We start from the raw sequence: 15,053 nt of genomic DNA, 5'->3' as shown, positions 1-15,053 counted from the left end.
TCCAGGTCGACGAGCACGATCCGGCCGGGGTTCTCCTCCTGGGCCGCGCGGACCAGGCCCCACACCGGTGCCTGACCGGGGTCCACCTCGTCCTCGCCGGGACGCACGGCGACTCCGCCGCGGGTGACCACCACCAGGCGGCCGGCGGCGAACCGGTCGTCGCCCAGCCAGAGCCGCAGCGATTCGAGGACACGGTTGGTGACCGCCCGTGCCGCGATCGGGAGCTCGCCGGCTCCGGCCGGAGCACCTGAGATCACCACCACCTCTGGCCACGTCCCGTCAGGTGACGCCAGGCCGGGCAGGACGAGCGTCCCCTCTCCCAGCTCCCGGGCCAGGCCGTACTCGTCGGCGCCGGCGACCGCCCAGCTGCCCGCGGCGGGGAACGGCACGGACGACGGCATGGCAGACGCGTTCCACTCGATCTGGAACAGCGACTCCCGCCGGCCGCTGCCGGCGACAGCGGCGGCGTTGACCCGCTCCGCGGTGATCGAGCGGACGACCAGCGAGTCCACGGAGGCCACCGGCACCCCCGTCGTCGCGTCGACCAGTTCCAGCGAGCACGCGTGCGAGTGCGCCGCCGGGTCCCTGCGCGTCGAGACGATCCGTACGCGCAGCGATGACGCGCCTGCGGCGTGCAGCGTGACGCCCTCCCAGGCGAACGGGAGCTGCGTGCCGCCGGTGGCCTCGGGCCCGGCCTCGTCGAGGAAGTCGGTGGCGCTCAGCGCGGCGTCCAGCAGGGACGGGTGGAGCCCGAAGTGGCTCGCGTCCGATCTGGCCTCCTCGGGCAGCGACACCTCGGCGAAGATCTCGTTGCCCCTTCGCCACACCGCCTTCAGGCCCATGAACATCGGGCCGTAGCCGTAGCCCTGGCTGGACAGGTAGTCGTAGACGTTCGAAATGTCCACGCTCTGGGCGTCCTTCGGCGGCCAGACGTCGATGCCGAGCGACTCCATCGTCACCGGCGGTTTGGCCCCGGACGCCAGCACTCCGGTGGCGTGCAGGGTCCACGGCGAGTGCGCCGGGGCCTCCTCCCGCCGGGAGTGAACGGTGAACGACCGTCTTCCGGACCGGTCGGCGTTCTCCACCGCGACCTGTATCGCGACCCCGCCGCGTTCCGGCAGCGTCATGACGGCCTCGATGGTGAGTTCCTCCAGGAGGTCGCAGCCGACCTCGTCTCCGGCACGCATGGCCAGCTCCACGTAGCCGGTGCCGGGCAGCACCACCACGCCCAGCACGTCGTGGTCGGCGAGCCACGGGTGGGTCTCCACCGACAGGCGTCCGGTCACCACCACTCCGTCGGAGCCCGGCAGCGCGACCACCGCCGACAGCAACGGGTGTTCGGCCGCCACCTGCCCCAGGCCGGACGGTTCTCCCTGTGCGGCAGCCGGCTCGTCCAGCCAGAAACGCCGGCGCTGGAAGGCGTAGGTGGGCAGGTCGACGCGGCGGGCACCGGACCCGGCGAAGAACGCCGCCCAGTCCACCTCCGCACCACTGGCGTAGACACGACCCAGCGCCGACAACAGCTCCCGCGCCTCCGGACGCCCGCGGCGCAGCACCGGCACGAAGACCGCCGCGTCCGGATCGGCCAGGCACTCGGCCCCCATCGCCGACAGCACCGCGTCCGGACCCACCTCCACGGACCGGGACACCCCCTGCTCCTCCAGGAAACGCATCCCGTCGTTGAACCGGACCGCCTCACGGACGTGCCGCACCCAGTAGTCGGCGGAGAACGCCTCGACCAGGTGGCCGGTCACGTTCGACACCACCGGGATCCGCGGCGGCGCATACGACAACCCCTGCGCCACCAGCGCGAACTCCGCGAGCATCGGCTCCATCAACGGCGAGTGGAACGCATGCGACACCTTCAACCGCTTCGTCCGCTCGAACCGGGAAGCGACCGCCAACACCGCCTCCTCCTCCCCAGAGACCACCACCGACGCCGGACCGTTGACCGCCGCGATCCCGACCTGACCGGTCAGGAAGGCGGTGACCTCGTCTTCGGCGGCAGCGATCGCCACCATCGCCCCACCCGCAGGCAACGCCTGCATCAACCGGCCCCGCGCCGCCACCAACCGGCACCCATCCTCCAGAGAGAACACCCCCGCCACATACGCGGCAGCCAGCTCACCGACCGAATGACCCGCCAGGAAGTCCGGCCGCACACCCCACGACTCCACCAACCGGAACAACGCCACCTCAACCGCGAACAACGCACACTGCGTATAAGCCGTCTCGTTCAACAGCTCAGCGGCGGCCGTCCCCTCCTCGGCGAACACCACCCTGCGCAACGGCAGATCCAGCAACCCCTCGAACCCCGCACACACCGCGTCAAACGACTCCGCGAACACCGGGAACACCTCATACAGCTCCCGGCCCATCCCCACCCGCTGACTGCCCTGCCCGGCGAACAGGAACGCCGTCCTGCCCTCGGTGCGTACGGTCTCCTCGGTCCCCTCGGCTATCGCGCGCAGGCCGGCCAGTGCCTCGCCGCGATCACCCGCGACCACCACCGCACGATGCTCCAACGCCGACCGCGTCGTCACCAGCGAGAACCCCACATCAACCGGACGCAACCCGGGATCGGACTCCAGCAGATCCCCCAGCCGACCGGCCTGCGCCCGCAACGCCCGCGCGCTCCTGGCCGAGACCACCAACGGCACCGTCCCCGGCGCCGACGGGGTGTCCGGCTTCGGCGTCTCCGGCGCCTGTTCGATGATCACATGTGCGTTCGTGCCGCTGAGTCCGAACGAGGAGACCCCGGCCCGGCGCGGATGGCCGTTCTGGGGCCACTCCACCGGTTCGGTCAGCAACCGCACATCCCCCGCCGACCAGTCGACGTGAGGCGAGGGCTCGTCCACGTGCAGTGTCTTCGGCAGCAACTCGTTCCGCAGGGCCATGACCATCTTGATCACGCCGCTCACCCCGGCGGCGGCCTGCGTGTGGCCGATGTTCGACTTGATCGACCCCAGCCAGAGGGGATGCTCGCGGTCCTGGCCGTAGGCGGCGATCACGGCCTGCGCCTCGATCGGGTCGCCCAGGCGGGTGCCCGTCCCATGTGCTTCGACGACGTCCACATCGGCGGGGCCGAGGCCGGCGCTGGCGAGGGCCTGGCGGATGACGCGCTGCTGCGACGGACCGTTCGGCGCGGTCAGCCCGTTGGAGGCGCCGTCCTGGTTGATCGCCGAACCCCGCACCACCGCCAGCACCGTGTGGCCGTTACGGCGCGCGTCCGACAGACGCTCCAGCACCAGCACGCCGACGCCCTCGCCCCAGCCGGTACCGTCCGCCGCCGCCGCGAACGGCTTGCACCGGCCGTCGGCGGCCATGCCCCGCTGCAGGCTGAAGTCGACGAAGATGTCCGGGGTGGCCATCACGGTCACCCCGCCGGCCAGCGCCAGGGAACACTCCCCCTGCCGCAGCGCCTGAGCCGCCAGGTGCAGCGCCACCAGCGACGACGAGCAGGCCGTGTCCACCGTCACCGCCGGACCCTCCAGACCGAAGGTGTAGGACACCCGGCCCGACACGATGCTGCCCGCGCTGCCGTTGCCCAGGTAACCGGCCAGGTCCTCGGGGACCTGGCGTAGGCGGCTGCCGTAGTCGTGGTACATCACCCCGGCGAACACGCCTGTCCGGCTGCCCCGCACCGATGCGGGGGCGATGCCCGCGTGCTCCAGCGCCTCCCACGAGGCCTCCAGCATCAACCGCTGCTGGGGGTCCATGGCCAGGGCCTCACGCGGGCTGATCCCGAAGAAGTCGGTGTCGAACTCCGCGGAGTCGTAGAGGAACGCGCCCTCCTTCGCATAGGTCTTGCCGGGTTTGCCAGGCTCCGGGTCGTAGATCCCCTCGACATCCCAGCCCCGGTCCGCCGGGAAGGACAGGACGGCGTCGCCGCCCTCGGCCACCAGCCGCCACAGATCGTCGGGCGAGGACACGCCTCCCGGATAGCGGCACGCCATTCCCACGATCGCCACCGGCTCGTCGACCGGTGCCTGCGGCACCGCCACCGGTGCGGCGGAGGCGTCGGCCCCGGCCAGCCGTTCCCACAGGTACTCCGCCACCGCGGCCGAGGTCGGGTAGTCGAAGACCAGGGTGGCGGGCAGGCGCAGCCCGGTGGCGGAGTTCAGCAGGTTCCGCAGTTCCACCGCGGCCAGCGAATCGAATCCCAGCTCCTTGAAAGCACGTCCGGGAGCCACCGCGTCCATCCCGTCGTGGCCGAGGACGGCGGCGACATTGGAGCGCACCAGCTCCAGCAACAGATGATCACGTTCGGTTCCGGACAGCCCCGCGAGCCGCTGCGCCAGCGCGGACGTACCGGGGACGGTCTCGCCGGTCCGTGCCATACGCCGGGCGGGAGCACGCACCAGACCTCGTAGCAGCGCCGGGAGCCCGTCCGACCGGGCCCGCAGCGCCGCCAGGTCAAGCCGGAGCGGGGCGAGCAGCGGCTCCCCGGTCGCCAGGCCGGCGTCGAACAGCGCCAGCCCCTCCGCAGCCGTCAGCGCGGGCAGCCCCAGCCGGCTCATCCGCTGCAGGTCCGATCCGCCGAGCTCGCCGCCGAGACCGGTGTTCTCCGCCCACATCCCGTACGCCAGCGATGTCGCCTGCAGGCCCTGCGCCCTGCGGTGTACGGCCAGCGCGTCCAGGAAGGCGTTCGCGGCGGCGTAGTTGGCCTGCCCCGCGCCGACGACCATTCCCGCGGCCGAGGAGAACAGCACGAAGGCCGACAGCTCCCGCTCGCGGGTCAGCTCGTGCAGGTGCCAGGCGGCCTCCGACTTGGGGCGCAGCACCGCGTTGATCCGCTCCGGCGTCAGGGCGCCCACCAGGGCTCCGTCGACCACCGCCGCCGCGTGCACGATCCCGTTCAGGTCGGAGACACCGGCCAGCAGCCCGGCCAGCGCCTCCCGGTCGGCCACGTCACAGGCCACGACCCGCACCCGCGCGCCCAGCCCGGCCAGCTCCTCACACAGGCCGGCGGCCCCGGGAGCGTCCGGGCCCCGGCGGCTGGTCAGCACCAACCGCCGCACCCCATGCTCGACAACCAGATGCCGCGCCACCAGAGCACCCAGACCACCCGTGCCACCGGTCACCAGCACCGTGCCCTCAGCACTCCACGGCGACGCCTGCCCCTGAACGACCGCCTTCGCCAACCTCGGGACCACGACCTCGCCGTCACGCACGGCCAGCTCCGGCTCACCCGCAGCCACCGCCGCGAGCACGGTTTCCGTCTGCGGGCCCTGCCCGTCGAGGTCGGCCAGTACGAAGCGGCCGGGGTTCTCCTCCTGTGCCGCCCGGATCAGACCCCACACCGCCGCACCGGCCAGATCGGTGACGTCCTCACCCGCGACCGACACCGCACCCCGGGTCACCACCACCAGCTTCGACGCAGCGAACCGCTCCCCGGCCAGCCACTCCTGCACCACCGCCAGCACCCGGCCCGTCACCGACCTGACAGCCGCGGGCACGTCCTCGCCGGGCTCGCCCAGCCCGGAGAAGAACACCACGTCCGGCACCGCCGTACCGGCCGCGAGAGCCGCCAGATCGGCCCCGGGCCGGCCCAACGCCGCCAACTCCGCCCACGAGGGCGGTGCCACGGCGACGTGCGGCGGCGGGGCCACCCACTCCACCGTGAGCAGCGATTCGTGGTGCCCGGTACCGGCCGCTTCGAGCTGCTTGGCCGAGACCGGACGCGACACCAGCGTCTCAACGGACGCGACCGGGGCACCTGTCGCGTCGGCGACCACGATCGACGAAAGCTCGTCGCCGTTCATCCTCCGGATTCTGACCCGCAGCGCCGAGGCGCCCACGGCGTGCAGTCTCACTCCGCTCCACACGAACGGCAGCAGCGTCTCACCCTGCTCGTCGAGCAGGTCCGCGTGCATGGCCGCGTCGAGTAGCGCCGGATGCAGGCCGAACAGGGCGGCGTCCGCCTTGGCCTGATCGGGCAGAGCGACCTCGGCGAACACCTCGTCGCCGCGCCGCCAGGCCGCCTTCAGCCCCTGGAACACCGGGCCATAGCCGTAGCCTCTGCCGGTCAGCAGCTCATAGGCCCCATCCACCTCCACCGGCTGTGCTCCCCGGGGCGGCCACTCGGTCAGTTCGGCCGACATCTCCGGCAGGCGGCCCGCGGCGGGTCGGAGCACGCCTTCGGCATGCCTCGTCCATTCGCCGTCCGGCGTGTCATCCGGTCGTGAATGCACGGTCACCGTGCAGGCGCCCGACCCGTCGGGCGCTCCGGCGACGACCCGCAGCGCGACGCCTCCCCGCTCCGGCACCACCAGGGGAGCCTCAAGTGTCAGCTCCTCCAGGAGATCGCAGCCGACCTGGTCTCCGGCCTTGATGGCCAGTTCCACGAACGCCGTACCGGGGAGCAGCACCCGGCCGAGCACACCGTGATCGGCCAGCCAGGGGTGCGACCGCAGCGACAGGCGGCCCGTCAGGACCACCCCGTCAGTACTGGGAAGGGTCACGACCGCGCCCAGCAGTGGATGCTCGGCCGCGAGCTGACCGAACTCGGAGGCGTCGCCGGTCGACGACTGCGCCTCCAGCCAGTAGTGCCTGTGCTGGAAGGCGTAGGTGGGCAGGTCCACTCGGCGGGCACCGGACCCGGCGAAGAACGCCGCCCAGTCCACCTCCGCACCACTCGCATAGACACCGCCCAGCGCCGACAACAGCTCCCGCTGCTCGTCACGCTCCCGGCGCAGCACGGACACGAATATCGAATTCTCGGAATCCACACGCTCCTGGACCATCCCGGTCAGCACCGCATCCGGACCCAGCTCCACAAACCGGGTCACCCCCTGCTCCTCCAGGAAACGCACCCCGTCGCAGAACCGCACCGCCTCACGCACATGCCGCACCCAATACTCGGAAGAGAACACCTCCACCAGCCGACCGGTCACATTCGACACCACCGGAACCACCGGCGACGCGTAGGAGACACCCTCGGCAACCAGCGCGAACTCCGCCAGCATCGGCTCCATCAACGGCGAATGAAACGCATGCGACACCTTCAACCGCTTCGTCCGCTCGAACCGGGAAGCAACCGCCGACACCGCCTCCTCCTCCCCGGAAACCACCACCGACGCCGGACCGTTGACCGCCGCGATCCCCACCCGGCCGGACAACAACGGCAGCACATCCTCCTCAGCCGCAGCGATCGCCACCATCGCCCCACCCGCAGGCAACGCCTGCATCAACCGGCCCCGCGCCGCCACCAACCGGCACCCATCCTCCAGAGAGAACACCCCCGCCACATACGCGGCAGCCAACTCACCGACCGAATGACCCGCCAGGAAGTCCGGCCGCACACCCCACGACTCCACCAACCGGAACAACGCCACCTCGACCGCGAACAACGCACACTGCGTGTACTCCGTCCGATCCAGAGCCTCCGCGTCCCCGAACACCACCTCACCCAGCGGACGCTCCACCACCCCCTCAAACCCCGCACACACCGCATCAAACGCCGCAGCAAAGGCCGGGAACGCCTCATACAGCTCCCGGCCCATCCCCACCCGCTGACTGCCCTGCCCGGTGAACAGGAACGCCGTCCTGCCCGCCTCGGCGGGCTCGGGGGCTCCGTCTCCACCGGCCAGTGCGCGCAGACCGGCCAGTGCCTCGCCGCGATCACCCGCGACCACCACCGCACGATGCTCCAACGCCGACCGCGTCGTCACCAGCGAGAACCCCACATCAACCGGACGCAACCCGGGATCGGACTCCAGCAGATCCCCCAGCCGACCGGCCTGCGCCCGCAACGCCCGCGCGCTCCTGGCCGAGACCACCAACGGCACCATCCCCGGCACCGGCCCCACATCCGGCCCCGCCGCCGCCTCCTCCGGAGCCTGCTCGATGATCACGTGCGCGTTCGTACCACTGATCCCGAACGACGACACCCCGGCCCGGCGCGGACGGCCGGTCGCCGGCCACTCCACCGCCTCGGTCAGCAGCTCCACCGACCCCGCCGACCAGTCCACCTGCGCCGAGGGCTCATCCACATGCAACGTCCTGGGCAGAACCGAATGACGCATCGCCTGCACCATCTTGATCACACCCGCCACACCCGCGGCGGCCTGGGTGTGGCCCAGGTTCGACTTGAGCGACCCCAGCCAGAGCGGCCGGTCCCGATCCTGGCCATAGGCGGCGATCACCGCCTGCGCCTCGATCGGATCACCCAGCGTCGTCCCGGTCCCATGTCCTTCCACGGCGTCCACGTCCGAGGGACCGAGACCGGCGCTGGCGAGGGCCTGGCGGATGACCCGTTGCTGCGACGGACCGTTCGGCGCGGTCAGCCCGTTGGAGGCGCCGTCCTGGTTGATCGCCGAACCCCGCACCACCGCCAGCACCGTGTGGCCGTTGCGCCGGGCGTCCGACAGGCGCTCCAGCACCAGCATGCCGACGCCCTCGCCCCAGCCGGTGCCGTCCGCCGCCTCGGAGAAGGACTTGCAGCGGCCGTCTGCGGCCAGTCCCCGCTGCCGGCTGAAGTCGACGAAGGTGTCCGGGGTGGACATCACGGTCACCCCGCCGGCCAGCGCCAGCGAGCACTCGCCCTGCCGCAGCGCCTGCATGGCCCAGTGCAGCGCCACCAGCGACGACGAGCAGGCCGTGTCCACCGTCACCGCCGGGCCCTCCAGCCCGAGAACGTAGGCCACCCGGCCCGACACGACGCTGGCCAGGCTGCCGTTGCCCAGGTAACCGGCCACGTCTTCGGGGACCTGCCCCAGCCGGGTGCCCCAGTCGTGGTACATCACGCCGGCGAAGACACCGGTCGGGCTGCCCTTCACCGACTCGGGGGCGATGCCCGCCCGCTCCAGCGCCTCCCAGGAGGTCTCCAGCAGCAACCGCTGCTGGGGGTCCATGGCCTGGGCCTCGCGCGGGCTGATCCCGAAGAAGCCCGGGTCGAACTCGGCGGCGCCGTACAGGAATCCGCCCTCCCGGGCGTAGGTCTTGCCGCTCTTTCCGGGCTCCGGGTCATAGAGTCCTTCGACATCCCAGCCGCGGTCGCCGGGGAATCCGGAGACCGCGTCCACGCCCTCGGCCACCAGCCGCCACAGATCCTCCGGTGAGGACACGCCGCCCGGATAGCGGCAGGCCATCCCGACGATCGCGACCGGCTCGTCGTCGGAGACGGTCGCCGCCGGAATCCCGGCGTCGGCCCCTGTCTCCTGCTGGAAGGCGTGCGCCAGGATGTGTCCGGCCAGAGCCTGCGGGGTCGGGTAATCGAAGATCAACGTCGCGGGCAGGCGCAGTCCCGTCGCCTGGTTCAGGCGGTTGCGGAGGTCGACGGCGGCGAGGGAGTCGAACCCGATCTCGTTGAACGCGCGGCGCGGGTCGATCGCCTCCGATCCGTCGTGGCCGAGCACGGCGGCGATGTGGGTACGCACCCACTCCAGCACGGTCCGGGAGCGCTCGGTTCCGGAAAGTCCGGCCAGCTCCCGCGCGAACGACGGCATGTCCGAGGCGGGACCGCCGGTCCGCACGGTACGGCGGACCGGCACACGCACCAGGCCGCGGAACAGCGCGGGCACGCCGTCGGACCTGGCCGCGAGTGCCGCGAAGTCCACCCGCACGGGCACCAGCGCGGCCTCGCCGGTGCCGAGTGCCTCGTCGAGCAGTGCGAGGTTCTCGGCCGGGGACAGCGGGGCCAGGCCCAGCCGGTCGATGCGCCGCAGGCCGGCCTCGTCCAGCTCGGCGCCCATGCCCGTCCCGGTCCACAAGCCCCAGGCCAGCGAGGTCGCCACCAGGCCCCGCGCCCTGCGGTGGACGGCCAGCGCGTCCAGGAAGACGTTGGCCGCCGCGTAGTTGCCCTGCCCCGCTCCGTCCACCAGTCCCGCCGTGGAGGAGAACAGCACGAAGGCGCTCAGGTCGAGGTCGCGGGTCAGCTCGTGCAGATGCCAGGCGGCGTCGGCCTTCGGCCGCAGCACCGCGTCCATCCGCTCGGGCGTCATCGACGCGATCACACCGTCGTCCAGCACGCCTGCCGCGTGCACCACCCCGGCCAGATCGGGAATGCCTGCCAGCAGCCCGGCCAGCGCCTCCCGATCGGCCACGTCGCAGGCGGCAATCGTCACCTCGGCGCCGAGGGCGACCAGCTCCTCACGCAGCTCGGCCGCGCCGGGCGCGTCGAGACCCCGGCGGCTGGTCAGCACCAGGTGCCGCACGCCGTGCCCGACGACCAGGTGCCGTGCCACCACAGCGCCCAGACCACCGGTGCCGCCGGTGACCAGCACGCTGCCCGTGCCCGTCCACGGCGACGCTCCCCGCTGAGCCGCGACCCTGGTCAGCCTCGGCACCACGACCCCGGCGTCGCGCACCGCCAGCTCCGGCTCGCCCGCGGCCACCGCCGCCAGCACGCTCTCCAGCGACAGACCACCCTCGTCCAGATCCACCAGCGCCAACCGGCCCGGGTTCTCCGCCTGCGCCGAACGCACCAGTCCCCACACCGCCGCGGCGGCCAGGTCCGTGACGTCCTCCCCGGCCACGGACACCGCGCCCCGCGTCACCACCACGAGCTTCGAAGAAGCCGGCCGCTCCTCGGCCAGCCACTCCCGCACCACCGCCAGCGTCCGGCGCGTGACCGACCGCACCGCCGCCGGCACATCCTCACCGGCCTCCGCCGGAGCGCAGAAGAACACCGCGCCCGGCGCCGCCGGGGCAGCCGTCACCGCGGCCAGATCCGCGTGCACGCCGATGATCTCGGGCAGCACGCTCAACCCGAACGCGTCCTCACCCACCAGCGCGCACTCGCCTGGGGCCGCCGCCAGGCCGGCCGCCGGCGACCGCCACTCCACCCGGAACAACCCATCACCACGACCGGCCACCCGCAACTGCTCCGCCGCCACCGGACGCGACACCAACGACCCCACCGACGCCACCGGCACACCCGCCGCATCAGCGATCTCCAACGACAACGTGTCCGACCCCGCCCCCGAGATCCGCACCCGCACCACCGACGCCCCCGCCGCGTACAACGACACCCCCGACCACACGAACGGGATCCATGTCTGCCCGTCGTCCTGCGCCTCACCGGCGGCGTGCAGCGCGGCGTCCAGCAGGGCCGGGTGCACTCCGAACCCGCCGGCCGAAATGCCCTCGGGCAGCGCCACCTCCGCGAAGACCTCGTCCCCGTCCCGCCACACCGCGCGCACTCCCCGGAACGCCGGACCGTAGCCGTACCCCTGGGCGGCCAGATCCTCGTAGAAGTCGCCGACGTCCACGCTCCGCGCGCCCCGCGGGGGCCAGACCGGCAGGGTGTCGGGCGTCGGCCGCGTGTCCGAACCCAGCACGCCCGTGGCGTGCCGTGTCCACGTCTCCTCGCCCTCGGGGCGTGCGTAGAACTCCACCGGGCGCCGGCCGGACCCGTCGCCCGGCTCAACCACGACCTGGAGCGCGACCCCGCCGCGTTCCGGCACCACCAGCGGCGCCTCCAGCGTCAACTCCTCCAGGAGGTCGCAACCGACCTGGTCCGCGGCCCTGATCGCCAGCTCCACGAACGCCGTGCCCGGCAGCACCGTCACACCGGAGATCACGTGATCGGCCAGCCATGGATGCGTCCCCGTCGACACCCGCCCGGTCAGCACCACGCCGTCGGAACCGGGAAGCGCGACCACCGCCGAAAGCATCGGGTGTTCGGCCGCCACCTGCCCCAGCTCCGACACCTCGCCCCGCGAGGCCGGCGTCTCCAGCCAGAACCGCCGGCGCTGGAAGGCGTACGTGGGCAGGTCGACGCGGCGGGCGCCGGACCCGGCGAAGAACGCCTCCCAGTCCACGCGGACACCGCGCGCGTAGATCCGGCCCAGCGCCGACAGGAGCTCCCGCTGCTCGCCACGGTCGCGACGTAGTAATGGCACGGACACGGCGGCGTCCGGATCGGTCAGGCATTCGGCGCCCATCGCCGACAGCACCGCGTCCGGGCCCAGCTCCACGAACGTGCTCACGCCCTGGCTCTCCAGGAAGCGGACCGTATCGCAGAACCGCACCGCCTCACGGGCATGCCGTATCCAGTAGTCGGGCGAGGCCGGCTCCTGCGCCGGCTCTCCCGTGACCGTCGACACGATCGTGATCTTCGGCGGTGCGTAGGACAGCGTCCGCGCGACCCGGCCGAACTCCGCCAGCATCGGCTCCATCAACGGCGAATGGAACGCGTGCGAGACCTTCAACCGCTTGGTCCGCTCGAACCGCGCGGCGACCGCGAGCACCGCGTCCTCGTCCCCGGAGATCACCACCGCACGCGGCCCGTTGACCGCCGCGATCCCGACCCGGTCGGTCAGCAGCGGCAGGACCTCCTCCTCGGCGGCGGCGATCGCGACCATCGCCCCGCCCGAGGGCAGCTCCTGCATCAACCGGCCCCGCGCCGCGACCAGGGCACACGCGTCCTCCAGCGAGAACACCCCCGCCACATGCGCCGCGGCCAGCTCACCGATCGAATGCCCCGCCAGGAAGTCCGGCCTCAGCCCCCAGGACTCCACCAGCCGGAACAGCGCCACCTCGACCGCGAACAGGGCGCACTGGGTGTAGACCGTCTCGTCCAGCAGTTCGGCGGCGGCCGTACCCTCCGGGGCGAACAGCACGTCCCACAGCGGGAGCTCGAGCTGGAGGTCAAGGTGGCCCGCGGCGTCGTCCAGTGCGCGGGCGAAGGCGGGGAAGGTCTCGTACAGCTCCCGCCCCATGGCCAGGCGCTGACTGCCCTGGCCGGTAAACAGGAACGCGACTTTCCCGGGCACCGCGTCGGACGCGCCCTCGCCCGACGCGATCGCGCTCAGGCCGCGCAGGGCGTCCTCACGGTCGCCGGCGACGACCACGGCACGCCGTTCCAGCGCGGCGCGAGTGGTGGTCAGCGAGTAGCCGACATCGGCCAGGCCCAGCTCGGGCCGCCCGTCCAGGTAGGCGCTCAGCCGCTCGGCCTGCCCCCGGAGGGCGGCTGAGTTCCTGGCCGAGAGCACCAGGGGGACCATGGACGGCGGCGCGTCCTGCGGCCGCGGCTCGGCGGCCTCCGCCGGCGGCGCCTGCTCAATGATCACGTGGGCGTTCGTGCCGCTGACCCCGAAGGAGGACACGCCCGCCCGGCGCGGCCGGTCGCCCTGCTCCCAGCGCACGGGTTCGGTGAGCAGTTCCACCTCACCCGCCGACCAGTTGACGTGCGGTGTCGGCTCGTCCACGTGCAGCGTCTTCGGCAGCATGCCGTGCCGCATCGCCATCACCATCTTGATCACGCCGGCGGAGCCCGCGGCGGCCTGGGTGTGGCCGATGTTCGACTTGATCGAGCCCAGCCAGAGGGGGCTCTCGCGGTCCTGCCCGTAGGCGGCGATCAGTGCCTGCGCCTCGATCGGGTCGCCCAGCCGGGTACCCGTGCCGTGCGCCTCGACCACGTCGACCTGCTCCGGGGTGAGCCCGGCGTCGACCAGGGCATGGCGGATGACCCGCTGCTGCGACGGCCCGTTCGGAGCGGTCAGTCCGTTGGAGGCGCCGTCGTGGTTGATCGCCGAGCCGCGCAGTACGGCCAGCACGGTGTGCCCGTTGCGGCGCGCGTCCGACAGCCGCTCCAGCACGAACACGCCGGCGCCTTCGGCGAAGCCGGTGCCGTCGGCCGCGGCGGCGAACGGCTTGCACCGGCCGTCTGCGGCCAGGCCCCGCTGCCTGCTGAAGGCGGTGAACGTCCCGGGGCTGCCCATCACCGCCACTCCGCCGGCCAGTGCCAGCGAGCATTCGCCCTGCCGCAGCGACCGGGCCGCCAGGTGCAGGGCGACCAGCGACCCCGAGCATGCCGTGTCGACCGTCAGCGTGGGTCCTTCCAGCCCGAGGGCGTAGGAGACCCGGCCGGACACGACGCTGGGGGCGATGCCGGTCAGCAGGTAGCCGTCGAGCCCGTCCGGGGCCTCGTGCAGGCGGACGCCGTACTCCTGCGGCTCGGCGCCGATGAACACGGCCGACCGGCTGCCCCGCAGGGAGACGGGGTCGATGCCCGCGCGTTCCAGCGCCTCCCATGACGTCTCCAGCACCAGGCGCTGCTGGGGGTCCATGGCGACGGCCTCGCGGGGGCTGATCCCGAAGAAGTCCGCGTCGAAGTCGGCGGCGTCCGGGAGGAAGCCGCCGTGGCGCGTGTAGCTCGTACCGGGGGCGTCGGGGTCGGGGCTGTAGAGCTTCTCCAGGTCCCACCCCCGGTCGGCCGGGAAGTCGGTGATCACATGGCGGCCCTCGGCCACCAGCTCCCACAGCTGCTCCGGGGAGGCCACGCCGCCCGGGTACCGGCATCCGATGCCGACGATGGCGACCGGCTCGTCCGCGGGGGTCGTGGAGGGCGCGGGGGCGGGCGCCTCGTCCGGCAGGCCGAGCACCTCGGCGCGCATGTATCCGGCCAGCGCGGCCGGTGAGGGGTAGTCGAATGCGACCGTGACCGGAAGCTCCACCCCGGTGACCGCGGTCAGCCGGGTCTGCAGCTCAACCGCGGCGAGCGAGTCGAACCCGATGCCCTGGAACGGCTGATCGGCCCGCACGGGGGTCGTGGTGCCCGGCTGGATGATCCTCATCACGGCGAGGGCCTGCGCGCACACCAGGTCGAGCAGGACGTCGCCCTGCTCGGCCGGCGAAAGGCCCTCCAGCCGCCGGATCAGCGCCGACCGCTTGGCCATTCTCTCATTCGCTATTTTCGCGTTCTCGGAATCGAAGTTTCCGGACTCGTTCATCCGCGGACTCCATCGCTTCGGCGGCCAGATATCGCATAAGAAACCAGGACCGAGCGTAAGCCGGGTAAAAAATCCGGCACACCCCTGAGAATCCCCTAACAGGGGTGCCGGCGAAGGGCGGCGCCGACCCCTCATAGGGGGCCTGACCTCGGGCGGACACCCGTCGCCGGAGGTGAAGGGGCCGTGCGGAGCGTGGTGCGGCCAGGGCTCGGCACCTGACCGGGGGCCGGGCCGGGGGTGCGGAGCGGCCTTCGGCGGGGGGCCGGACACGGAAAAGCAGCCGCTGTGTCCAGCGGCTGCTTTTCCGTGTCCGGCGGCCCGGTGTCCTACCGGGAATTCCCTCCTGTCGCGCCCGGTTCTCCCGCCGGGAATTCC

Annotated in this window: 1 protein-coding gene; it reads right to left on the bottom strand. The window is 72.4% G+C overall.

The features are described from left to right. Positions 1 to 14,678: type I polyketide synthase (locus tag FHR32_RS42440; RefSeq protein WP_184760231.1), on the bottom strand; the 14,678-nt coding region annotated here is incomplete at its 3' end. Between the last annotated feature and the right edge of the window lie 375 nt (positions 14,679 to 15,053).

The organism is Streptosporangium album (genome assembly GCF_014203795.1).
In the GTDB taxonomy this organism is placed as follows: Bacteria; Actinomycetota; Actinomycetes; order Streptosporangiales; family Streptosporangiaceae; genus Streptosporangium; species Streptosporangium album.
Note: the sequence above shows the minus strand (reverse complement) of the source record. Positions and strands in the feature narration are given on the sequence as shown.